The organism is Vicinamibacteria bacterium (assembly GCA_035570235.1).
GTDB lineage: Bacteria > Acidobacteriota > Vicinamibacteria > Fen-336 > Fen-336 > DATMML01.
In genome coordinates this window covers 179,012-200,722 of the sequence record DATMML010000037.1, presented here as the reverse complement: position 1 = coordinate 200,722, position 21,711 = coordinate 179,012, and the positions used below count along the sequence as shown (strand labels likewise).

The following is a 21,711-nucleotide window of genomic DNA, read 5'->3' as shown; positions in this document are numbered from 1 at the left end:
GCCAAATCGGGTAGGCTCTCCTGATGTTCCGGCGAACCCTGGGCAGCGCGGCCGCGGCGGCCGCGATCCTGGCCGCGGACCTGGTCGCGCTCACCCTCTTCCTGAACCCGGGGATCCGGCTGCGCGGGGAGGCCCTGGCCCTCCTGGTCTCCTTCTTCCTCCCCTACCTCGTGGTCGGCACCGCGGGCCTCGCGCTCCTCGCTCTCCTTTTCCACGCGCTCTTGGGGGGTTCCCGCCCCTCCCCACCCCTGCTCTCGGGGCTCCCCTTTTTCCCCGGGCTCGCTTTCCTGGCCCTCTCCGCCGCGGCCGCCCTCTATTGGATGAACCTGCTCAGCTACCGCCACTCGATCCCGGTGGAGTTCCTCCGTGGCCTCTTCGCGTCCGGCCTGGCCGTCTCCGCCGCCCTCCTGGTCCTTCTCGCGGTGGGCGTGGACCTGTTTCTCTTCCCCCGCCGGGGCCGCGGCTTCTCCGCCGCCCTCGTCGTCCTCGCCCCCTCCGCGGCCGTGATCCTTCCCCTGGCCCTGCGTCCCCTCCCCGCGGCCGAGGCCCGCCCCCTCCCCCTGGCCACGGAGACCATCACTCCCACGCGGCGGGTCCTCCTCGTGGGTGTGGACGGCCTCGGCCCGGACGTGGTCGCTTCGGGCGTGACCAAGGGCAACCTGCCCGCGTTCGCGCGCATCCTGAAGAGAGGGGCGGGGGGGCCCCTCGCCACCCTGCGCCCCACGGAAGGGCCGCCCGTCTGGACCACCATACTCACCGGGCGCCTGCCCCGCGACCATGGGGTGAAGAGCTTCGCCACCTACCGGGTGCTCGGCTCCACCACCACCTACGAGCTCCTGCCCAAGGGGGCTCTGGTCCGGCTCCTGGAGCGGGTGGGGCTCGTTTCCACCCGGCCCGTGACCTCCACCGCCCGCAAGCGGCGGGCCCTGTGGAACGCGCTCAACGCCTTCGGCATCCCCACCGGGATCGTTCGCATCTGGGGCACCTACCCGCCGGAGCGCGTGCAGGGGTTCATGCTCTCCCCCTACTTCCACCTGCTCCGCGACGATCCGGTCCGGGCCGCCGACACCCTCTACCCCCGCGACCTGATCGCGGAGGTCAAGTCCCGCTCCGTGCCCGCGGGGGACGTGGACGAGGCCCTGCTCTCCGAGTTCGTCGAGCCCCCCCTGCGTTCCGGGGGGGACGACCTTCCCTGGCGGCGGGACCTGGTGGAGCGGGCCCTGGCTCCGGACCTCACCTACCGGCGGGCGGGCTCCGTCCTCAGGGCCGCCTACGACCCCCCCTTCTTTGCCACCTACTTCTACGGCCTGGACGTGGTCGGCCACGCCTTCCTGCGCTATGCCCATCCCGAGAGCTTCGGCGACGTGCGTGCCCAAGAGACGCGGCGCTACGGGCGGGTCCTCGACCGCTATCAGGCCCTGCTCAGCCAATGGGTGGGGGAGACGGAGAAGCAGCTGCGCCCGGGGGAGATCCTGGTGGTCGTGTCCGGCTATGGCATGGAGCCCGTCCCCCTCTGGCGGCGGCTCCTGGATGGGGCGACCGGCGGCTCCGGCATGAGCGGGACCCACGCGGGCGCGCCGGACGGGTTCCTGATGGCGGTGGGGGACGGAGTGCGACCGGGCGCCGTGCTGGGCAGCGCCTCCGTCCTCGACGTGGCACCCACCCTCCTCTACTTGATCGGGTTGCCCGTGGCCCGCGACATGGAGGGGCGGGTCCTGACCGAGATCGTCGACGAGGACTTCGCCCAGGCCCACCCCGTCACCTTCATCCCCAGCTACGAGAGCCTCGCCATCACCCCCATCACGGCCGGGGGCAGCCTCGACGACCTTCCGCCCCTGCCCGAGGAGAGCCCCTGACCCCACGGCTCGTGCTCTTCGACATCGACGGCACGCTCCTCTCCGCGGGAGGGGTCTCCTCGCGGGCTCTGGAGGACGCGCTCCAGGAGACGTTCGGCGCCGTGGGCCCCGTCGCCGGATACGACTATTCCGGGAAGACCGATCCCCAGATCGTGCGCGAGCTCATGCGGGGGGCCGGCTTTCTGGACGAAGAGATCGTGGCCCTTCGCTCAACCGCCCTGGAGCGGTACCGCTCGCGGCTCCTGGAGCTCCTGCGCCCGGAGGACGTGGTGGCCAAGCCGGGCGTGGGCCCCCTCCTGGAGGCCCTGGCCGCGACGAGGGGGGTCACGCTTGGCCTCCTCACCGGCAACCTGGAGCCCTGTGCGCGGGCCAAGCTCGCGCCCCTCCGCGCCAACCGCCACTTCCCCTTCGGGGCCTTCGGCTCCGACCACGAGGACCGCTATCGCCTGCCCGCCCTGGCCGTGGCCCGCGCGCGCGACCTCACCGGGCTGGAGTTCGCGGGGAAGCGGGTGGTGGTCGTCGGGGACTCCATCCACGACGTGCTCTGCGGGCGTGGCCTGGGCGTGCGGGCGGTGGCGGTGGCCACGGGGCGGACGCCCCAAGAGCGCCTGGCCGCGGAGTCCCCCGACGCGCTCCTCGACGACTTCTCGCAAACCGAGGTGGCGCTGCGCGCGATCCTGGGGGAGCCCGCATGAGCAAGGCTTGTCCGTGGGAGCGGGGCGCGGTACCATCCGCCCGCCTTGGCCAGCCTCGACGACTTCCTGAGCTTGCAGATCCGGGTCGGCACGATCGTGTCCGCGCGGCTCCTGAAGGGGGCCCCCAAGACCGTCCTCCCCGAGCTTCCGGTGCCGGACGGGGCCCGGGTGGCTTGAATGGCCGGCCCCTCTCCCCAGATTGAGAAGGCAGTTCTCATGGACGCGGGCCGCGTGGCCCGCACCCTGGCCCGCATGGCCCACGAGATCCTGGAGCGCCACCCCGACATGCGGGGGGTGGTGCTGGTGGGGGTGCGCAGCCGCGGGGTGCCCCTCGCCCGCCGGCTGGCCGGTCTCCTCCGGGAGGCGAGCGGGGTCGAGCCCGCGGTGGGGGCCCTGGACATCTCCCTCTACCGCGACGATTTCACGATGATCGCGAGCCAGCCCATCACCAAGGGAACCGAGATCCCCTTCTCCATCGACGGCCGCACGGTGATCGTGGTGGACGACGTGCTCTTCACCGGGCGCACGGTGCGCGCCGCCCTCGACCAGCTCATCGACTTCGGCCGCCCCGACCGCATCGAGCTGGCCGTGCTCGTGGACCGGGGCCACCGCGAGCTCCCCATCCGCGCCGACTACGCGGGTCGGAGCCTGGCCACGGCGCGGCAGGAGATCGTGCAGGTGCTTCTCCGGGAGGAGGACGGAAGGGACGGGGTCCTGCTCCTGGAGCGCCGGGCCCGGCGGGCCCAGCGGGGGGGGGCCCGCCGCGGGCGGGCCCGGGGAAGGAGAGGGAAGTGAGCGCGTTCCCCCACCGCCATCTCCTGGGCATCGAGCCCCTGGAGCCGGCCGATATCCAGGTGGTCCTCGACACCGCGGACGGGCTGAAGGAGGTGCTGGACCGCCCCATCAAAAAGGTGCCCGTGCTCAGGGGCAAGACCGTGGTCAACCTCTTCTACGAGGCCTCCACGCGCACCCGCTCGTCGTTCGAGATCGCGGAGAAGGTCCTCTCCGCGGACAGCCTCAGCATCTCGACCGCCACCTCCAGCGTCCAGAAGGGAGAGACGCTGCTCGACACCGCCAAGAACCTCGAGGCCATGAACCCAGACATGATCGTGATCCGCCACGCCTCCTCCGGGGCCCCGCACTTCCTGGCCCGGCATTGCCGGTCCGCGATCGTGAACGCGGGGGACGGGGCCCACGAGCACCCCACCCAGGCCCTCCTCGACGCCCTCACCCTCCGCCAGCGCAAGGGGCGGCTCAAGGGTCTGCGGGTGGCCATCGTAGGGGACCTGCTGCACAGCCGGGTGGCCCGCTCGAACCTGTGGCTGCTCTCGAAGATGGGGGCCTCGGTCGTGCTGTGCGCCCCTCCCACCCTGGTGCCCCCCGGGATCGAGCGGCTGGCCCCCGTCACCTGGCGGATCGAGGAGGCGGTGGAGGGGGCGGACGCGATCATGGTGCTGCGGATCCAGCGGGAGCGGATGACGGGCGGCTACCTCCCCTCCCCCCGGGAGTTCTTCAACCGCTTCGGCCTCACCGAGGAGCGGGTCCGGCGGGCCAAGAAGGACGTGCTGATCCTTCACCCCGGCCCCATGAACCGCGGGGTGGAGATCGCGAGCGAGGTGGCCGACGGGCCCTACTCCGTGATCTTGGACCAGGTCACCAACGGGGTGGCCGTCCGCATGGCCGTGCTCTACCTCCTGCTCGGGGGCGGCGCGGGGGCGGCCTCGTGACCCCCCGGGTGCTGCTCAAGGGCGGGCGGGTCGTGGATCCCTCGCGGAAGGTCGACGCGCGGCTGGATGTCCGGCTCGCGGAGGGGGTGGTGGAGGAGGTGGGCCCTCGGCTGGCCGCGCGCGGGGCCACCGTGATCGACGTGAAGGGCCTCGTGGTCTGCCCGGGCTTCATCGATCTCCACACCCATCTGCGCGAGCCCGGTCGCGAGGACAAGGAGACGATCGCCACCGGCACCCGCGCCGCCGCCGCCGGCGGGTTCACCGCCGTCTGCGCGATGCCCAACACCGAGCCGGTGAACGACCAGGCCGGGATCACGCGCGCCATCCTGGAGCGGGCGCGCGCGGAGGGCGTCGTCCGCGTCTACCCGATCGGCGCCATCACCCGGGGCTCGGCGGGGGAGGAGCTGGCCGAATACGGCGACCTCCGGGAGGCCGGGTGCGTGGCGGTCTCGGACGACGGCCGGCCGGTGGCCAGCGCCCGGGTCATGCGGCGCGCCCTCGAGTACGCGCGGGCCTTTGGCCTGGTCGTGATCGACCACTGCGAGGAGCCCACCCTCAGCGCGGGGGCGACCATGAACGAGGGCCCGGTCTCCACCCTGCTCGGCCTGCGGGGCGCCCCCGCGGTGGGGGAGGCGGTCATGGTCGAGCGGGACATCCTCCTCGCCGAGCTGACGGAGGGCCGGGTCCACATCGCCCACCTCTCCGCGGCCGCCTCTCTGGAGGCGGTGCGCCGGGGCAAGGCCCGGGGCGTGTCCGTGACCGCGGAGGTCACCCCCCACCACCTGTTGCTGACCGACCAGGCGGTGAGGGACACGGAGTACGACACTTCCACCAAGATGAACCCGCCCCTGCGCGCGGAGGCGGACCGGCGGGCGCTCCTGGGGGGGCTCACGGATGGCACCATCGACTGCATCGCCACCGACCACGCTCCCCACACCGTGGACGACAAGAAGGTGGAGTTCGACCAGGCCGCCTTCGGCGTCGTCGGCCTGGAGACGGCGGTGGCCCTCTGCCTGGACCGACTGGTGGCGACCGAACTCATCGACCTGCGGCGGCTCGTGGCCCTCTTCTCCACCAACCCCGCGCGCGTCCTGGGCCTGCCCGGGGGGAGCCTCGCCCCCGGGTCCCCCGCGGACGTGACCGTGCTCGACCTCAAGCGCAAGCGGCAGGTGGACCCCGCCCGCTTCGAGAGCAAGGGGCGCAGCACCCCCTTTGCGGGCTGGATCCTGAAGGGCGGGCCGGTGATGACGATCGTGGCCGGAAAGGTGATGTGGAAGGAGCGCTAGCCGCCGCCCGCGCCTACAACCGTCGCCTGGAAGCCGATCCCGCCGCCGCGCGCGAACAGGCCGCTTGGCTTACTGAGGAGCTCTCGCGGGCGGGGGTCACTTTCGACCGGGCGCCCATGGCGAGCTTCCTTCGGCCCCAGTTCGTGGAGCGGACCGCCTGGGAGGCCCTGCGGGCGGAGGGGCGGCGCCTGCTCGAGCTGGCGGCGCGAGTGGCCCGGCGCGCGTTCTTGGGGGATGTGGGCCGGCTGTGCGCGTTCCTGGGCACCCCGGCCGCGGAGGCGCGCTGGCTGGCCGTGGACCCGGGGGAGCCCGACGTGGTGGTCTCGCGGCTCGACGCCTTCCTCACCCCCACCGGCCCCCGCTTCATCGAGATCAACAGCGACGCCCCCGCCGGTTTTGGCTACAGCGACCGCATGGCCAAGGTCTTCTCGGAGCTCCCGGTCTTCCGGGCGTTTGCCCTCGAGACGCCCCTCGCCTACCAGCCCTCGGAGGAGGGGCTCGTCCAGGCCGTGCTGGGGGCGCTGCGGGATCCCGGGGCGGGGCGGCCGGGAGTGGCCATCGCGGATTGGGCGGACGTGAAGACGAGGGCGGACCAGGAAATCCTGCGCGAGGCCTTTGCCGCCCGCGGCGTCGACTGTTTCCTCGCCGATCCCCGCGAGATGACGGTTCTCGGGGGGCGCCTCCGGGCCGGCTCCCGCCTCGTGGATGTCGTCTACCGCCGGGTGGTGCTCTCGGAGCTCCTCAAGCGCGAGGACGAGGTGCGCCCCTTCCTGAGCGCCTATCGCCTTGGCCTCGTCCCCTTCGTGAACTCCTTCCGTTGCCGGCTCTCCGAAGACAAGGCCTTCCTCGCCCTCCTCACCGACGAGGCCTTCGCCTCCCTTCTGAGCGAGGACGAGCGAGCGTTCGTGGCCCGGGTCACCCCCTGGACTCGAAAGGTGGAGGAGCGGCGCACGCTGAAGGACGGGCAAGAGATCGATCTGCTGCCCCATGTCCTCGCGAACCGCCGGAGCCTGGTCTTGAAGCCCGCCCATGGGTACGGAGGGCAGTCCGTGCTCGTGGGCGACGACACGGAGCCGGCCCTATGGGAAGGGGCGGTCCGGGCGGGCCTGGCCGAGCCCTGGGTGGTGCAAGAGCGGGTGACGATCCCCGAGGAGCCCTTCCCGGTGCTCACGGGCGGCGAGTTGAAGTTCGAGTTCCTCAAGGTCAATACCAACCCCTTCTACGTCACGGGGGCCGAGGTGGGGGCGGTCACGCGGGTGTCACGCAGCAGCGTGATCAACGTCAGCGCGGGGGGGGGAAGCGTCCCGATCTTCGTGGTGGGCTCCACCTGATTTACATTTTGTGACAGCTAGATAGGCTCAGTTGCTTAGGATGTTACTTCATGTCAATATCTGGGGGTTCCTAAGAGGTGCTGATGATCCGCAAGCTCGTCTGTCTCGGACTGGTCCTGGGACTGCTGGGGGGGCCGTTTGTCCTGGCCGCCCGGGCCGCCTCGCGTCGCTCCCCGTCTACCCGGAGCAACCGCACGCGCGCGACGCGGCGACACCGCTCGAGCAAGCACCGGGGGGCCCGAGCGCGCTCTCACCGTGCCCACCGCGCGCACCGACGGGCCGGCGTGGCCCCCCATCCCTGATCCCCGCCGCGGGCGGGGCGGTGTGGCCATCGCGGGGCGGAAGCGGGGGAGTCAGCGTATCCCCGGCTCGGCCCGTGCCTCCCGCGTGGCCTTGAACTCGTCGCTCCCCCGCCAGGTCGGTCGGGGGGTGGCGCTCCCGACCTTGACCCCCAGGTAGAAGAGGAGCTGGGCGTCCTCCACCGCTCCCGCGAAGTCCCCATCCTCTGCGAGCCGACGAGACGCCTCGGCCTTCCCGGTCTCGTCTGGTTTCTGACCCCCGCCCGCCGGCTGGCCGATGGCCTCCGTGCCCGAGCCGAGGGACGCCACCGGAACTCTGATGCGGGCGAAGCTGAAGGGGTCGGGAAGCGAGCATGCGTCCGGGGACGGAGGAGAGACCACGTGGCGATCCTGGACGGCGGCCAGGGCCTCGACCCAATCGTCGAGGGAGGACTGGCCCCGATCGATCTGCGTGACGTCCCGCGTTCTCCCCCCGATCGCGATGCCCTCCACGTTGATGTCCGCGGCCAATCGCCCCGCGGGCAGGGGAGGCCGCCCGGCGAGGTACCGCGAGCCGAGCCGGCCCCACTCCTCTCCTCCCACCGCCGCGAAGAACGTGGTGCGGGGCGGGGTCTGCGGCAACGCCTTCATGGCTTCGGCGATGGCCAGGAGGACGGCCACCCCGGAGGCGTGGTCGCAGGCGGCGCTCGCGCTCGCGTCTGGGCCGGGCTTAGCCCCGAGGTGGTCGTGGTGGGCGGTGTAGACGACCCCCTCCCGGGACAGGCCCAGGTCGCTGCCGGGCAGCCGGCCGATCACGTTGGCCGTCTGCCCGCGCCTCACCTCGCTCCGCAAGGCGAGGGTCAAGGCTACGCCCAGGGGCAGGGGGCGGAAGTCCCTCCTCTCGGCGCCCCGCCGGAGCGTGTCCAGGTCCTGGCCGGAGAGGCGAGCGATTCGTCTCGCGGCCTCCTCGGTGATCCAGGCCTTCACGCGGAGCTGGGGGCCGCCCTCGCTCGGCAAGCTGAACTGCTCTCCGCCCCAAGAGGACTCGACGAGCGACCAGGGGCAGCCGGCAGAGCGCGCGGTGTGGATGAGGATCGCCCCCGCGGCCCCCATTTTCGCGGCCAGGTCGTACTTCTCGTCCCCGCGCCCGCATTGGTGCCGCCCCCCGCCCGCGAAGCTCGAGGGGCCGCTCTCGGGCTCGCGGTTCATCATCAAGAGGACTTTGCCCCTGAGATCGGCTCCCTTGTCGTCGTCCCCGCCGAACTCCGGGGCCACGATGCCGTAGCCCCCGAACACGATCTCCGCCCCTTCGATCCGCGCTTCCGGAGACGGAACCCCCGCGGCGGCCACCACGTCCTCGAGCGGCCACAGCTCCTCCTTCACCGCCCCCCGCGCAAGGAGGATCCGCCCCGCGGGCCGGCTGCTCACACCCACGATGTCGAAGGGCTGGAACCAGGAGCCATCCGGAGCGCCGGGCTCGAGGCCGATGCCCTCCATCCGCGCGGCGATGAAGGCTTGGGCCAACCGGTCTCCGCGGCTCCCCGGACCACGACCGTCGAGGAGATCGCTCACCAGGAAGCGGACGTCCGCGCGCAGCTGCTCGGCGCGGATCGACTGGGCGGCCGCTCTCTCCAGGGGGGTCACCACGGCCGGCCGGAACGCGGCCAGACCGAGTGCGGTCAAGGTGGCCAGGGCGCAGACCAGAAGCAGTCTCATCTGGGGTCCTCGCTTGGTAGAACTGGAAACACCTAGAGTGTTATGTTATAGTATATGCCATAACTAGCGTCCACTATTAGTTATGATGACGGATCGAGGACACCCACAACCGAGACACTTCTAGAATAAGGGGTCGCCATGGCGATTGCCTCTCTGCCCCGGCCCGGTCGGTCTCCGCTCGCTCCCTCGACCGCCCTCGTCCCCGCCGGACGCTTCCGCATGGGCTCGGACGACGGCCGCGACGATGAGCGCCCCGTCCACGAAGTCGAGGTTCCCGCTTTCCACATCGGGCGGACCCCGGTCACGACGCTCGCCTACGCCCGGTTCCTGGCCGGGGGGCGGGTGGAGGCCCCGCCTTGGTGGTCCGATCCCGCATTCTGGGCCCCCGAGCAGCCGGTGGTCGGCGTCTCGTGGTTCGATGCCACGGGTTACTGCTCCTGGCTCTCGCGGACGGTGGGAGGGCGCTGGCGTCTCCCCACCGAGGCGGAGTGGGAGCGGGCCGCGCGCGGCGGCCTGGCCTCGGCGGCCACGGCCTGGGGCGCGGCGCTGCCGCCGGGAGAGGTGCCGGAGGGCGCCCTCTCCGGCCCCTGGCGGGTGGGACAGGGGACGCCGAACGGCTATGGCCTCTTCGACATGGGCACGATCGTCCACGAGTGGTGCCTGGACTGGTACCGGGCCGACTTCTACCGGGCGGGGCCGACGCGAAACCTCCGGGGGCCGGCGGAGGGCGAGCGGCGGTCGAGCCGGGGGGGATCGTGGCGCCACCGCGTCCGCTGGTCCTCCCCCGCCGCGCGCAGCAGCCTCCTTCCCAGCATGCGATACGCGGACTACGGGTTCCGCGTGCTGCGCGAGGTCTCTTGAGGCAGCGTGGAGCGTTCGGACCCGAGGGCCTGGAGAGGCGGCGTGCCCTCCGCATCCCCGCCCGGGATGGGGTCCCCCTCGTCTCCGTGGTGGGGGCCGAGCTCGTGCGCGTGAGCTCCTACGGAATGATGATCGAGTCGCCCCTCGCCCTGGAGATGGACTCCGTCCTGAAGCTGCGCCTGATCGTGGCCGGGGAGCAGGCGGACGTGGAGGCGCGCGTGGCCGCCTGCGCCCTGGGCACCACCGGCGATCGCCGGCGCTTCGGCGTGGGCCTGGAGTTCACCCGGATCGCGCCCAGGGTTCGGGCGCGGCTCGTCCAGGTTCTGGCCGAGGCCCGGGACGCCGTCTCCTCTACCTGAGCGTCTAGGCGGGTTCCCCGGGGCGCCGGGGACGCGGCCAGTGGGCGGGCCACGGCCGAGGCGGGGGGTCCGGGCGGGCCCGGGCGCGCTCGATCGCCGCCTCGTACCCCTCCAGAGAGCGGGCGAAGGAATGCTCGCGGCGCATGAAGGCGCGGGCGCGCCGCGAGAGCTCGCCCCGCGCCGCCGGGCTCCCGGCCAGCCGGAGGATGGCCCGCGTCACCTCGCCCTCTTCGTCGGTGACGTCGGCGCGAACCGCGGCCCCCGCGGGAACGTCGTCGAGATGCTCGAGGTCGGAGATCACGGTGGGGCGGCCCTGGGCCAGGACCCGCAGCAGGGCGGCCGAAGTCTCCCGCGCGGTGGGGTAGCGCAGGTGAACGACGAGATCGGCCGCCTCCATGTGGGCGGGTAGGGTCCAGAAGGGGACGGGGCCGGTCACGATCGTCCGCTCCCGCACCCCCCGCTCGAGCAGGAGGCGGGTGAGACGGCCGGGGTCGGGCACGGGTCCCACCAGCAGCAGCCACAGATGGGGGAGCGCGACCGCCGCCCGCGCCACCGCCCTCGCCAGGGTCTCGATCTGCTTCTCCCGGGTGAGGAGGCCGAAGGTTCCCACTACGAAGGCTCCGGCGGGGATGCCCAGGCGCGCGCGCAGCTCAAGGACCGCGCTGGGTGCCACCGCCGCCCTCTCCGCGGCCATGGGGATCCGGGCCACCTCCGCCTCCGGTACCTCCGACCGAACCGACTCCAGCACGAAGTCGTTGTGGGCGGCGGTGAGGCGGGAGGCCTCCACCGGGATGCGGAAGAGGGGAAAGGCGTAGGGGAGGAGGCGGCCCAGGGTGGAGAGGTGGGCCTCGTCCAGGCGGCCCGCCTGCCCGGGATACGAGTAGGCGACCTCGTCGCGGTAGGCCTGGAGGTGGGGTCGGGCGGCGTCGCGCCGCCCCGGGCTCGAGGGCTCGCGGCGATAGGCCACCACCTCCGGCGCGTCCAGGAACATCCGGGCCCGCGAGTGGTGCAGCACCAGGTCGTGCAGGACGAGCAGGCCCGGGACCCTCGCCAGCGGTTCGTAGAGAAAAGCGTGATCGAGACCGTTCCCCATCTGGTAGATCGCGAGGTCGAAGGGCCGTTGCGCGTGACGATTCAGGAAGCCGCTCGCGTGGTGGACGCGGCACGGCCCCGGGATGCGGGAGGGGTCCAAGCGGTCCTGCCCGTGGAACACGTCGATCTCGTGACGCTCCGCGAGCCGGGCCAGGACCTCGGCGCTGTAGTCGGCGACGCCGGTGGAGGCGGGGGGGAGGGGGGTCAGGAAGGCGAGGCGCATGAGAGTCGGCCCCGACCTTCCTCTACCGACGCGCCATGAGCGCGTACTCCAGGGGCCCGTAGAGCAGGCCGTTCAGCCGCTCCAGGTTTTCGTTCAGGAGCGTGGCCGCCCGCTCGGGCAAGCCCTCGGGGGGGATGGCTTGGAGGCGGGAGGAGGGGTCCACGGGAGAGCGCAGCTCCACGCGCACGTCGGTGAAGCCCGAGGCCGCGGCCAAGAAGCTCAGCGTGTCGGGATGCAGCGGCCGCTCGTGCGTGAGGTCGCGGTTGTAGACCTCGAGGAAGCCCACCACCGAGCGCGGATTCACGGTCTCCAGGAGGAGGAGCCCGCCCGGCCGGAGGGCGCGGTGGGCCTCCTTGAGCATCTGCCCCAGGACGGCGGGGGGGAGGTGCTCGGCCACCTGGGCCGCAAACACGCCCCCCAGGGCACCCGCGGGCTCGGCGTGGAGGAAGGCCAGAAGGTCGCCGAAGACCACCTCGAAGCCCCGGTCCCGGCAGTGCTGGACCGCGCTCGCGTTCCCCTCCACGCCGCGGGCGGCGATGCCCCGCTCCCGGAGCACGTCCAGGAACTCCCCGCGGCCGCAGCCCAGGTCCACGACGGGGGCGAGACCCTGGAAGAGGGCGGCGTAGCCGGCGAGCCGCTCCCGGATCTCTTCCCGGCTGCCGCGGAAGCGGTTTTCGAACGCGGTGTAGGCCGAGTCCTCCGCCGCGCGCAGCGCCGACATGGCCAGGGCCGGGGGCGGCGCCCCCGCTCCCAGCGCTCCCCGAATGGCGTCCACCTCCGCGGACACGGTCTCCAGGCGGTCGCGCAGGGCGAGCAGGCCCTGAAGCCGCCGGGCCTGGGACTCCTGTCGCCGGTCGAAGGCCTCGAGAATCAGCTCCGCGCGCGTGGTCGCGAGGGCGGAGGCCATGCGGTCGCGGAGGTCGACCAGAGGGAGGACGCGCTGCAGATAGTGGACGAGGGCGGAGGCGAGCTCGCGCAAGCGCGCGTGCAGCCGGCCCGTCTCCTCCAGGTAGCCGTTCAGGACTTGGACGAGGGCGGCGTTGAACTCGGTCTGACGGGCGCGGGCGGGGGCCAGCGCCTCCCAGACCCACCTCCTGGCCTTCCCTCCCAACCCCGACCCCGGGGGCGGGGGCGGGGCCTCCCAGAGCATGTTGAGGAGACCAACCCGGGCGGGCAGATCGGGCAGCGCCTCCGCAGGAAGGGGGAAGGAAGCCAGACGATCGACCGCGGCCAGCAGCTCGGCGTAGGCCGCCTCTTCCGCGTCGAGCCTCTGACGCAAGGCGTCCAGGCTCGGGTCGTCGCTCGCGCTTGGCAAGGGCAGCTAAGCCCCTCCGCCTTGGGGGGGCGCGCTGCCGCGAGAGCGGGGGCGCCTCTCCGCGGCGCCGCGCTCGTGGCCGGGGTAGCGGCGCCACGCCCGTGTCTTGAGGCTCCTGGTCACGAGCGCAGGGTCGACGGGGAGGGGAAGGGCGATGGGGGTCTCGGCCCGCGACTTCGTGGACCCCGAAGCCCACGGCCTCTTCGGGCCGGCGCGCCCGCGCTCATGCGGGGATGGTAACACGCAGGGTCCACGCCCCCTACCCACCCGCGGTCACGAAAGCCAGGGCTTCCGCAAAGACGCTTGTTCGGGGCGGGGGAGCGAGCGGGCTTACTTGGCGGCGGCCCGCCCCGCCAGGTAGGCGAGCACGATCTCGTCCAGGGAGAGGTCCTCGATTTCTGTCCGGTCCACTCCGGGGTCGAACTTCCCGCGCTTGACCTCCATGATCATGCCCTTGTGCTGATCTTCCATCAGCTTCGTGATGGCGGCCTCGTCGTCGCGGCTGCGGATCAGCTCCGCATAGGGCAGGCGGCGGGAAGCGAGGATCTCTCCGCCTTTGTAGATCAGGGTCTCGATCAGGGGGTTGGCCTCGCCTTTGTCCTCGGTCTGGACATGGTAGACAAGGCCCCGATACTTCACGTCGGTGTTAAACCCTGTGATCACCGTTCGAATTCTCGGTTCCGGGCCCGCGCATTGTCAAGAGGCGACGCGGAGGGGAGGGTCAGAATTCGCGGCCAATGATCTCCTGCAAGCGTTCGCGGTAGCCGCGGGAGAGCGTGAGCTCGGTGCCGTCGCGCAGCACCACCTGATACTCGCCGTGGAAGAGGGGCTGCAGCTCCTTGATGCGGTCGAGGTTGACGATGGCGGTGCGGTGGATGCGCACGAAGCGGCCCGGGTTCAACCGACCCTCGAGAGCGGTCATGGTCTCCCGCAGCAAGTGCGACTCCCCGCCCGCGTGCAGGGAAACGTAGTTGCCGGCCGACTCGATCCAGTCGATCTCCTCCGCGCGCAGGAAGAAGAGACGCCCGGCCGCTTTCACCACCAGCCGCTCGAGGTAGCCGGGGGGGGCCTTCAGGTCCCTCAGGAGCGAGATTAGCCTCTCGTCCACCCCCTCCCCGTCCCGGGTCAGCACGGCGGAGCGGGCCCGGACCAGCGCCTTCTGGAATCGCTCCTCGTCGAAGGGCTTCAACAGGTAATCCACGGCATGGACCTCGAAGGCCTGGAGAGCGTACTGATCGTAGGCGGTCACGAACACGACCACCGGCGCCTTGTCCGCCCCCACCTCCTCCAGGACCGCGAACCCGTCCGGCTCCGGGATCTGGACGTCGAGGAAGACGAGATCGGGGCTCTCGCGGCGGATGGCGCTGATGGCCTCCTGCCCGTCGCGGCACTCCGCGACGATCTTCACGTCGGGCTCTTTCAAGAGGAGCGAGCGCATGCGCTCGCGAGCGAGGGGCTCGTCGTCCACGATCAGCGTCCGGATCTTCAAGCTCCCCCTCGGGACGGGTGCCCCCACGACCTGCGGATGGACGGGTTCAAAAGAGGTACGTTTCCGCCATGCCCCAGGTTCCGCTTGCGTTCAAGAAGCTGCAGGGTGCGCCGGGGGCGGCCCGGGTCGATGGCCCGAAGCGGGGGGTCTAGTCGCGGGGAGAACTCGGGGGAGGCCCTTTTTCGGAGAGGGGAGCGACGCCCCCGCGGAAGACGTGAGGGTTATTCCCTTCCTCCAGGGCCTGGCCTTGAACGCGGAAGGGAAGGGACAGGACCACTTCCAGGCCGCCCTCGGGCCGGTTCAAGAGCTCGAAGCGGTGGGCCGAGCCATACAGCTGCTGCAGCCGGGCCTGGGTGTTTGCGAGGCCGACCCCCCCGCGCCGGGACATCTCGGCCTCCGAGGGCAAGCCGGGGCCGTCGTCGCGCACCCTGAGCTCGAGGCGGCCGTTCTCCCGTCTGGCCACGAGCTCGATCAGGCCCGCCTCCCGTCGGCGGGCGATGCCGTGCCGGAGCGCGTTTTCGACCAGGGGCTGCAGGAGAAGGTTGGGAACCTCGGCGTCCAGGGTCTCGGGGTCGATCTTGGTTTCCACCCGCAGCCGGTCCTGGAAGCGGGTCTTCTCAATCTCGAGATAGCGCTCCAGGAAGTCGAGCTCCTGCTTCAAGGTCACCTCCTGGGCTCCGATCTTGGCGAAGGAGTCGCGCAGCAGATCCCCCAGCAGGGCCAGCATGCGGTCGGCCGCTTTCAGGTCCTTATGCATGAGGGCGGATATGGTGTGCAGGGTGTTGAAGAGGAAGTGGGGGTGGAGCTGCATGCGCAGGACCTGGAGCTGGGCCTCGGCCAGGCGCGCCTCGAGCCTGGAGGCCCGGAGGTCCTTGGCCCTCGAGTCGCGGGCGTAGTGGAGGGCAAGGCCCACGGCCACGACATCGATATAGGTAAAGATATTGCCCACCAGATTGTGGAAGAGGAGGCCGGGGGAAAGGGGCTGGTAGAGGCCGGGGTCGGCCAGAGCGCGGCCCAGCCCGTAGTGCGCGAGGCTCGCGGGAGCTATTAACGCGGCGGGGAAGAGAAGGCCACCGAGAAGATGGAGGGGCAGGGTGGTTCGCCAGCGCCCGCCGGAGAGGGGCCACCGCCAGCAAAACCACAAGACGACCGGGGAGGCGAGGCCCCACATCAGGGCATCGCTCAGCGATCCCACAAACCGTACCCAGGGCACGGGCAGGTCCCGGCCTCGGTAGTAGGCGTAGGCCTGGCTCGACATGAGCACCCAGACCACGAACCAGACCGCGAGACTCCAGGCCCAGACGAGGGGCCAGGAGCGGGAGGCGGGAGCGGCGCCTTCGGCGGGTGGGGGCAGGTTCATGGATGGGAGCGGAGTCAAGCCATTCTGAAAGATCCCTGAGGGAGGGTAACGGAAAAGGGACCAACCGGCCAGGGGCTGACACGGACCCGTCCGAGGGCGGGACGAGCGGGACCAAGGCGCTCGCGCTCGCTCCCTCTCTCCCGAGCGCCGGGGCCTTAGGGGTGTGGAGGGGGGCCGGCTCCAGGGGGAGCGGGGATCATGCCGGGGTTCGACTCATCCCAAGAAACCATGGACTCACCACGCTTGGCGGCGGCCTTGTCCCAAAGCCCTTTCCCGGCGCGACGGCCTGGATACACTGGGCGGGAACGAGTTGGGGGTTCAGGCTGAGGCGAGGATGCAAGACATGGCGATGACCAGTCAGCCGGAAAACGGGGGAAACCCGACGCATCTGAAGTATCTCCTCGAAGCCTACGAGCGGCGCTTGATCGTGGACGCCCTGGCCGCTTCCGGAGGGCATCAGCGGCGGACTGCGGCCCGCCTCGGCATCCTGCCCACGACCCTGCACGAGAAGATGAAGCGGCTCGGGCTCCTGAGACGGCGCCCCCACACGCTCGAGACCTCAAGCGCGGAGGAGGCCGTCGCGCGCCCGGGCATGACCGAACTCGTCGTGAGCCGCGAAGGCCGAGAGGCCTGATCGCCTCCCCAAGCGAGGGCCCGTGTCCCGGACACGGGCTACGCCCCGCGAATCGGGATCGGGTGCCCTCCCTCTAACCGAGGATCCTGCCGGGGCGGGCCGCCCGGGCGGGCTCGGCCGTGTCGTGTGGTCCGCCCCCCCTCGCGGCCGGGCCTACCCCCGGCGTGGCCGTGACGCCGCCTTCTCCTCGTGGGCGAGCAGGGCTCGCTTGCGCTCGACGCCCCAGCGGTACCCGGCGAGGCGTCCGTCCTCGGCGATGACACGGTGGCAGGGGATCAGGATCGAGACCCGATTGGTCGCGCAGGCGCGGGCCACGGCCCGAGCCGCGGAGGGCTGGCCCAAAGCGCGGGCGACCTCACCGTAGGAGCGGGTCTCGCCGAAGGGGATCCGGCGCAGCTCGCTCCAAACCCGCCACTGGAAGGCGGTGGCCTGCACGTCCAGAGGCAGGTCCAGATGGGGCTCCCCACCCGCGAGGTGGCGCAGGAGGGCCTGGACCCAGGGCCCGAGGCCGACGTCATCGCGGCGGATTTCCGCCGCCGGGTACTCCTCGCGCAGCGCCCTCTCGAGCCGCGCGTCGTCGTCGGCCAGGGAGACGGCGGAGACGCCGCGCTCGGTTCCCGCGACCAGGAGGCGGCCGAGCGGGCAGTCGACGATCGCGTACCGGAGGCGCATCCCGCGGCCCCCGCGGCGATAGGTGGCGGGGGTCATGCCCAGTGTCTCCCGGGCGCGCTCGTAAACGCGGCTGCTGGAACCGTATCCGGCTTCGTAGGTGGCCTCGGTCACGGCGCGTCCTCCTTTGAGCTGCGCCTTCAACACCACCAGGCGCCGGGCCTCGGCGTACTGGCGGGGCGAGATGCCCATGAGGCGCTTGAATGTTCGCTGCAGGTGGTGGGGGCCCACCCCCGCCGGCCCGCTCAGGCCGGCCAGGGTCAGGGGCTCGTCCAGGTGGCGGTCGATGTGCCGGCACAGGCGGCGGACCCAGGCCGCCCGCGGGTCACCGTTGCGGGCGTCCCGCGGTTGGCAGCGGCGGCAGGCCCGGAAACCGGCGCCCTCCGCGGCCTCGGGCAGGGCGAAGAAGACCACTCGCTCTCGGCGGGGCCGGCGCGCGGGGCAGGACGGACGGCAGTAGATGCCGGTGGAGCGCACCCCGAAGACGAACGTGCCGTCCCGACGGGCATCGCGAGCGAGCACCGCTTGCCACCGGCCCTCGTCGTCGAGAGGCGGGCTTTTCTCCCCGCTCGGCCGAACTGGATTCAGCGCCACCACGCCTCGAAGCTAGGCCCCGTTTCGGACGGGGGCCATCCGGATCTTGCGCTCAAACCGACGAGATTCTAGACCGCGCCCGAAGGCACCGCCTTCCCGCCCCGGTCGCGCGATAATGACCCCGTGGCGGAGGGGAGCGGCCGGGCGCGCCTGGTCTGGGCCCGGACGAGGCTGCAGATCTGGCCCGAGACCTACCGCCTGGTGAGCCTGCCCAAATCGGCGCTGGCCGAAGCCGCGGGCCTGCTGGCGGAGAGCGGCGGGTCCTTCGCCGCCCTCGTCCTCACCTCCGACGAGGTCTCCCTGACCCTGCCCGAGGAGGTGTGGGGCCGGAGCCCCCTCCAAGGGCGCGCCCGGGCCAGCGCCGGCCCCTACCGCGTGGTCACGCTCGACGCGGAGATCGACCTCGACGTCTGCGGCTATCTCGCCCCCGTGGCGGCGCGCTTGGCGGAGGCGGGGGTCCCGATCGTGCCCCAGTGCGCCTACGCCAAAGACCACCTGCTCTTCCGGGGGCCGGACCTCGAAGGGGCGATCCGGGTGCTTCACGACTGGATCCGCGCCTGCCGAGCCTGACCCCGGCTCAGATCGAGCGCCCCCCCAGGGACAGAAGGTCGTCCACGGCCAGGGGCTCGCGCGTCAAGAAGCCCTCCCCGAACTCGACGTCGATGCGCTGGCCGTGGCGTCGGGCCGCGAGCTCGACGTGCGCCCGGAAGCGGTCGAAGGGAAGGGCCACGGCCTCCCCGGGGCCGGGCGAGAACTGGCTGGCAAAGGCGGCGATGGCCCGGAGCTTGGTTTCCCAGGTGGTCGTGATGTCCACCACAATGCTGGGCGGGACTTCCACCGCCTCGGTCAGGGTCACGGCATAGATCAGCTTCCGGGGACGGTGGGCCGGCCCCAGGTCCGAGCGGTAGTTCCGGAGGCCGGCCAGGAAGCACGCGTCGTAGACGATGCGGCTGGCCGCGGCGTGGTCCGGGTGGCGCTGCTCCCAGTGCTGCAGGAGCACTACCCGCGGGCGCAGGCGGCGCAGCGCCGCCACCAGCGCGTCCTTCTGCTCGGGCACGGCGGCCAGGCGCGCGTCGGGCAGGCCCAGGGATTCCCGGTGGGCCACGCCCAGGATCCGGGCCGCCTCCGTGGCCTCCGCGGCCCGCGTCTCCGGCGTGCCCCGGCTGCCGCTCTCCCCGCGGGTAAGGTCCACGAGGGCCACCCGCCGGCCACGCGCGGCCTCGCGGGCGATCGTCCCCCCCATGATCAGCTCGGCATCGTCGGGGTGGGCGCACACCGCGGCGAGATCGAAGTCGCTCACGGGCTCAGCACCCGCTCATAGTAGCGCTCGTACTGGCTGACCACCCGGTCGGCGTTGAAGAGGAACTCCACGCGGCGCCGGCCCGCTTGCCCCATCTCCCGCCGGCGCTCCTCGTCCTTCAGGATCTCCAGGGTGCGGGCGGCCATGCCCTCCACGTCCCCCACGGGCAGGAGGAAGCCGCTCTCGGTATGCTTCACGACCTCGGGCAGCCCGCCCGCGTCGGAGCCCACCACGGGGACGCCGCAGGCCATGGCCTCCAGGGCGGAGAGGCCGAACGATTCCAGCTCCGAAGGAAGCAGGAACACGTCGGCCAGGCCCGCGATCTCCTCGATGCTCTCCTGGGTGCCCAGGAAGCGCACGCGCTCCTCCAGGCCCAGGCGCCGGACGAGAGCCTGGGCGGAAGAGCGCTCCGGGCCCTCCCCCACCATGAGGAGCACCGCGTCCACTTCCCGGCTCACCCGCTCCAGGATGCGCACCACGTCCACCACCCGTTTGACGGGGCGAAAGTTGGAGATGTGAAGCAGGACCTTCTGGCCGGGGGCGGCGAAAGCCGAGCGGTCCCGATGGTTGCGTTCGGGGGAGTACAGGGAGAGGTCCACGAAGTTGGGGATGACCTCTATGGGGTTTTTCACCTGGAACAGCTCCGTCGTCATCCGCTTCAGGAACTCCGAGACCGCGGTCACGCCGTCCGAGCGCTCGATGCCAAAGCGCGTGATCTCGAAGAACGAACGGTCCTGGCCCACGAGGGTGATGTCGGTGCCGTGGAGGGTGGTCACCATTCGGGGCGCCGACGCCCCCAGCATCTGCTGGGCCAGGAAGCCGGCGATGGCATGGGGGATCGCGTAGTGGACGTGGAAGAGATCCAGGTGGTGCTCGCGGGCGGCCTCCGCCATCTTCACGGCCAGAGCCAGGTCGTGGGGGGGATACTCAAAGAGCGGGTAGGAGGAGATGTCCACTCCGTGGTAGGTGATGTTCTGCTGGAAGTCGCCCAGGCGAAAGGGGCGGCGGTAGGACACGAAGTGGATCTCGTGGCCGCGGCGGGCCAGCTGCTTCCCGAGCTCCGCCGCCACCGCTCCCGATCCCCCCACCGTCGGGTAGCACGTGATTCCCAGCCTCATGGCGCGGCACCCCTTCTCATCACAGTTGTATCACCTGATGTCCCCGTGCCCAGGGGTCGAGGCCGCGCTCGGTCTCCTCCACGAGGGGTTGGCCGTGGCGGGCCAGGGCGCTGACCAGGGCCAGGCCCCGCTCCTGGAGCGAGCCCCCCGGGAAGAGGGCGTCCCGCGTGCGGCGCAGGCGTTCGGCCCGGCTCTGGTCCCGCTTTTTCAGGGCCCGGGTGGACTTCTGGTGCAGGGTCTCGATCTGATGGATGGCACGCCCCCGGGCGGCGTTGGCGGCCGCGCGCAGCGTGGGATCGACGGCGGCCAGGGCCTCCTCGACACTCGCCATCTCTTGAAGGAGGGCTTCGCGGGCGCGGGCGAAGGCGGCCTCCACCTGCGGGTGGGCCTCCCGCGCCCAGCGCGTGAGCAGGCCTTCGGGGTCTCCTTCGAGGTCGGTGAGGCGTAGCCCTTCGGCTTCGAGAGCCCGGGCTTGCGCGGGCTCCAAGAGGGTGAGGCTGGGGCGGGGGAGCAGCAAGGGTCGGGGGATGCCGAAGTGGGCGTAGGCGGGGCCGATCTGCGCATGATAGGCAATCTCCGCCGGCCCCCCCACATAGGCGGCCGTAGGCAGCAGGTGGTCCTGGGCCAAGGGGCGGAGGAGCACCCCTGGGCTCCAGTCCTTGGGCGCGGCATTCAGGAGCCTCAGAGCCTCCTCCACGGGCATGCGGCGACCCAGCCCACGCACCTCTACGGTGCCGTTCTGGATGCCCAGTGCGCGCCGCTCGCCCTCCATCAGGACGAACAGGTTGAGGAAGCCGGGGCGCACCGGCACCTGCTGATGGTAGCCCGCGGCCAGAAGGGCGGCGCCGGTTTCGAGGGCCAGGCGGGAGGTGGGGGAGCCCTCCTGGATCTCGCGGGCCAGAAGGGGGGCCATCAGGGCTTTCAGGGCGGGGTCGGAGGGATCGAGCACCACCAGGTCGGGGAGGAGAGCGGAGAGAAAGCGGGCGAAAGCCCCGGCCAGCGTCTCCCCGGGCCGATAACACTCGCCCAGCCGCGCGAGCACCTCGTCGCGGTGAAGGCCCTCGGGCAGGCACTGCCGCAGCTCCTGCACGAGGGCGGCCACGGTGGCGTCCAGGACGATTTGGGAGGCGGGCTGGGCCACGGGCTCGCGGGGGGGACTATAGCGCAGGGTGCGGATCTGGCCGTTCTCGTCGAGAACAGTCGCGGAGCGCACCTCCGCAAAATCGTGGTCATCGGAGGCCACCCAGAACACGGGCACCACGGAACGACCGCGGCGCGCTTGGAGCAGCCGCGCCGCCTTGCGGGCGCCCAAGGCCTTGTAGAGCACATAGAGGGGGCCGCCGAAGAGACCCGCCTGCTGCCCGGTCACGATCGCGACCGTGCCCGGCTCCTTGAGCTCGGCCGCCCGCGCCGCCGCGTGAGCTGCTCCTCGCGACTCCTGCTGGCGCACGAGCGCGGCCGCCACCGCTTCCCGGGGCCGCTCGTGGGTGAGCGCGCGGTCGCTTGCTTCCGAGAGAGCATCGAGGTCCCAGCGCGCGCTGCCCAGGAAGCGCTCGACACCGTTGCGGCCGGCCAGGTAGTCGAGGAAGAGGGGACTGATGGGCTGCTGGAACACCCCGTAATCGAGAATGGCCGGGGGGCGTTCCGTCATTGCGCCTCCATTATAGGTGAGCCTCCGGCAGTCCATACGGCCGCGGACGCTCGGTTGTTCCCGAACCCGACACCGCAACCCCTTCCCTCTCCGTGACTTGAGCGCCTCTCGCGTTGACACCTTTTCACCTTGGTGCTAAAGTCCGAACGCCCAGGGG

22 protein-coding genes are annotated in these 21,711 nt (G+C 71.7%); 12 read left to right on the top strand and 10 right to left on the bottom strand.

Annotated features, from left to right (window positions below):
- The first annotated feature begins 23 nt into the window (after positions 1 to 23).
- The 8 genes from VN461_06670 (at position 24) to VN461_06635 (ending at position 7,197) form a co-directional block, all read left to right on the top strand.
- Positions 24 to 1,856 carry an alkaline phosphatase family protein gene (locus VN461_06670; GenBank protein ID HXB54449.1) on the top strand — a complete coding sequence of 611 codons (1,833 nt, stop codon included), beginning with the start codon at positions 24 to 26 and terminating at the stop codon, positions 1,854 to 1,856.
- An 11-nt stretch (positions 1,857 to 1,867) separates the two neighbouring features.
- On the top strand, positions 1,868 to 2,551 hold the full coding sequence (locus VN461_06665) for an HAD hydrolase-like protein (GenBank protein ID HXB54448.1): 684 nt from the start codon (positions 1,868 to 1,870) through the stop codon (positions 2,549 to 2,551).
- Positions 2,552 to 2,596: 45 nt separating this feature from the next.
- Positions 2,597 to 2,728, top strand: a complete 132-nt coding sequence (locus tag VN461_06660) for a hypothetical protein (protein HXB54447.1) — start codon at positions 2,597 to 2,599, stop codon at positions 2,726 to 2,728.
- Positions 2,729 to 3,346 carry a bifunctional pyr operon transcriptional regulator/uracil phosphoribosyltransferase PyrR gene (pyrR, locus tag VN461_06655; protein HXB54446.1) on the top strand — a complete coding sequence of 206 codons (618 nt, stop codon included), beginning with the start codon at positions 2,729 to 2,731 and terminating at the stop codon, positions 3,344 to 3,346.
- Complete coding sequence (locus VN461_06650) at positions 3,343 to 4,278, top strand: aspartate carbamoyltransferase catalytic subunit (protein HXB54445.1); 936 nt, start codon at positions 3,343 to 3,345, stop codon at positions 4,276 to 4,278. Before pyrR ends, VN461_06650 begins: the two co-directional genes overlap by 4 nt.
- Entirely contained in the window at positions 4,275 to 5,564 is a 1,290-nt protein-coding gene (locus tag VN461_06645) for a dihydroorotase (protein HXB54444.1), read from the top strand. Before VN461_06650 ends, VN461_06645 begins: the two co-directional genes overlap by 4 nt.
- Positions 5,549 to 6,895 carry a circularly permuted type 2 ATP-grasp protein gene (locus VN461_06640; GenBank protein ID HXB54443.1) on the top strand — a complete coding sequence of 449 codons (1,347 nt, stop codon included), beginning with the start codon at positions 5,549 to 5,551 and terminating at the stop codon, positions 6,893 to 6,895. The genes VN461_06645 and VN461_06640 overlap by 16 nt, the downstream gene beginning before the upstream one ends.
- Before the next feature lie 83 nt (positions 6,896 to 6,978).
- Complete coding sequence (locus tag VN461_06635) at positions 6,979 to 7,197, top strand: hypothetical protein (protein ID HXB54442.1); 219 nt, start codon at positions 6,979 to 6,981, stop codon at positions 7,195 to 7,197.
- 51 nt (positions 7,198 to 7,248) lie between these two features.
- On the opposite strand, the gene VN461_06630 is transcribed toward VN461_06635, so the two are convergent.
- Positions 7,249 to 8,889: a M20/M25/M40 family metallo-hydrolase gene (locus tag VN461_06630; protein ID HXB54441.1), complete on the bottom strand. Its 1,641-nt coding sequence runs from the start codon at positions 8,887 to 8,889 to the stop codon at positions 7,249 to 7,251.
- Between the two features lie 138 nt (positions 8,890 to 9,027).
- Between VN461_06630 and VN461_06625 the strand changes: the two genes are divergently transcribed.
- Together VN461_06625 and VN461_06620 are read left to right on the top strand one after the other, a co-directional pair.
- A complete protein-coding gene (locus VN461_06625) occupies positions 9,028 to 9,750 on the top strand; it encodes an SUMF1/EgtB/PvdO family nonheme iron enzyme (protein HXB54440.1) in 723 nt (240 codons plus the stop codon).
- Positions 9,747 to 10,109, top strand: a complete 363-nt coding sequence (locus VN461_06620; GenBank protein ID HXB54439.1) for a PilZ domain-containing protein — start codon at positions 9,747 to 9,749, stop codon at positions 10,107 to 10,109. The genes VN461_06625 and VN461_06620 overlap by 4 nt, the downstream gene beginning before the upstream one ends.
- Before the next feature lie 4 nt (positions 10,110 to 10,113).
- Here the strand turns inward: VN461_06620 and VN461_06615 are convergent, their stop codons facing one another.
- The 5 genes from VN461_06615 to VN461_06595 form a co-directional block, all read right to left on the bottom strand.
- Positions 10,114 to 11,424 (bottom strand): glycosyltransferase, encoded by a 1,311-nt coding sequence (locus VN461_06615; protein ID HXB54438.1) that lies wholly within the window; start codon positions 11,422 to 11,424, stop codon positions 10,114 to 10,116.
- A gap of 22 nt (positions 11,425 to 11,446) precedes the next feature.
- Positions 11,447 to 12,739 (bottom strand): class I SAM-dependent methyltransferase, encoded by a 1,293-nt coding sequence (locus tag VN461_06610; GenBank protein ID HXB54437.1) that lies wholly within the window; start codon positions 12,737 to 12,739, stop codon positions 11,447 to 11,449.
- Positions 12,740 to 13,069: 330 nt separating this feature from the next.
- A complete protein-coding gene (locus VN461_06605; GenBank protein HXB54436.1) occupies positions 13,070 to 13,402 on the bottom strand; it encodes a hypothetical protein in 333 nt (110 codons plus the stop codon).
- Between the two features lie 58 nt (positions 13,403 to 13,460).
- On the bottom strand, positions 13,461 to 14,228 hold the full coding sequence (locus VN461_06600) for a LytTR family DNA-binding domain-containing protein (protein ID HXB54435.1): 768 nt from the start codon (positions 14,226 to 14,228) through the stop codon (positions 13,461 to 13,463).
- Between the two features lie 148 nt (positions 14,229 to 14,376).
- Entirely contained in the window at positions 14,377 to 15,606 is a 1,230-nt protein-coding gene (locus VN461_06595) for a histidine kinase (GenBank protein HXB54434.1), read from the bottom strand.
- A gap of 325 nt (positions 15,607 to 15,931) precedes the next feature.
- On the opposite strand from VN461_06595, the gene VN461_06590 reads away from it, so the two are divergent.
- The gene (locus VN461_06590; GenBank protein ID HXB54433.1) at positions 15,932 to 16,222 is read left to right on the top strand and encodes a helix-turn-helix domain-containing protein; all 291 of its coding nucleotides are present in this window, start codon (positions 15,932 to 15,934) and stop codon (positions 16,220 to 16,222) included.
- Positions 16,223 to 16,375: 153 nt separating this feature from the next.
- Here VN461_06590 and ada read toward each other — a convergent pair whose 3' ends face one another.
- Entirely contained in the window at positions 16,376 to 17,485 is a 1,110-nt protein-coding gene (ada, locus tag VN461_06585) for a bifunctional DNA-binding transcriptional regulator/O6-methylguanine-DNA methyltransferase Ada (GenBank protein HXB54432.1), read from the bottom strand.
- Between the two features lie 123 nt (positions 17,486 to 17,608).
- On the opposite strand from ada, the gene VN461_06580 reads away from it, so the two are divergent.
- The gene (locus VN461_06580) at positions 17,609 to 18,055 is read left to right on the top strand and encodes an ACT domain-containing protein (protein HXB54431.1); all 447 of its coding nucleotides are present in this window, start codon (positions 17,609 to 17,611) and stop codon (positions 18,053 to 18,055) included.
- A 7-nt stretch (positions 18,056 to 18,062) separates the two neighbouring features.
- Here VN461_06580 and bshB1 read toward each other — a convergent pair whose 3' ends face one another.
- Genes bshB1 through bshC form a run of 3 tightly spaced genes read right to left on the bottom strand, consistent with a single transcriptional unit; the run spans position 18,063 to position 21,554 of the window.
- A complete protein-coding gene (gene bshB1 / locus VN461_06575) occupies positions 18,063 to 18,785 on the bottom strand; it encodes a bacillithiol biosynthesis deacetylase BshB1 (GenBank protein ID HXB54430.1) in 723 nt (240 codons plus the stop codon).
- Positions 18,782 to 19,903, bottom strand: a complete 1,122-nt coding sequence (gene bshA / locus VN461_06570; GenBank protein HXB54429.1) for an N-acetyl-alpha-D-glucosaminyl L-malate synthase BshA — start codon at positions 19,901 to 19,903, stop codon at positions 18,782 to 18,784. The genes bshB1 and bshA overlap by 4 nt, the downstream gene beginning before the upstream one ends.
- Positions 19,904 to 19,922: 19 nt before the next feature.
- Entirely contained in the window at positions 19,923 to 21,554 is a 1,632-nt protein-coding gene (gene bshC, locus VN461_06565) for a bacillithiol biosynthesis cysteine-adding enzyme BshC (protein ID HXB54428.1), read from the bottom strand.
- Positions 21,555 to 21,711 lie beyond the last annotated feature (157 nt).

Excerpts from the sequence above, each read along its gene's own strand:
- VN461_06670 (HXB54449.1), top strand. The coding sequence starts at position 24 with ATGTTCCGGCGAACCCTGGGCAGCGCGGCCGCGGCGGCCGCGATCCTG.
- pyrR (HXB54446.1), top strand. The coding sequence starts at position 2,729 with ATGGCCGGCCCCTCTCCCCAGATTGAGAAGGCAGTTCTCATGGACGCG.
- VN461_06635 (HXB54442.1), top strand. The coding sequence starts at position 6,979 with ATGATCCGCAAGCTCGTCTGTCTCGGACTGGTCCTGGGACTGCTGGGG.
- VN461_06630 (HXB54441.1), bottom strand. The coding sequence starts at position 8,889 with ATGAGACTGCTTCTGGTCTGCGCCCTGGCCACCTTGACCGCACTCGGT.
- VN461_06625 (HXB54440.1), top strand. The coding sequence starts at position 9,028 with ATGGCGATTGCCTCTCTGCCCCGGCCCGGTCGGTCTCCGCTCGCTCCC.
- VN461_06615 (HXB54438.1), bottom strand. The coding sequence starts at position 11,424 with ATGCGCCTCGCCTTCCTGACCCCCCTCCCCCCCGCCTCCACCGGCGTC.
- VN461_06590 (HXB54433.1), top strand. The coding sequence starts at position 15,932 with ATGGCGATGACCAGTCAGCCGGAAAACGGGGGAAACCCGACGCATCTG.
- bshA (HXB54429.1), bottom strand. The coding sequence starts at position 19,903 with ATGAGGCTGGGAATCACGTGCTACCCGACGGTGGGGGGATCGGGAGCG.
- bshC (HXB54428.1), bottom strand. The coding sequence starts at position 21,554 with ATGACGGAACGCCCCCCGGCCATTCTCGATTACGGGGTGTTCCAGCAG.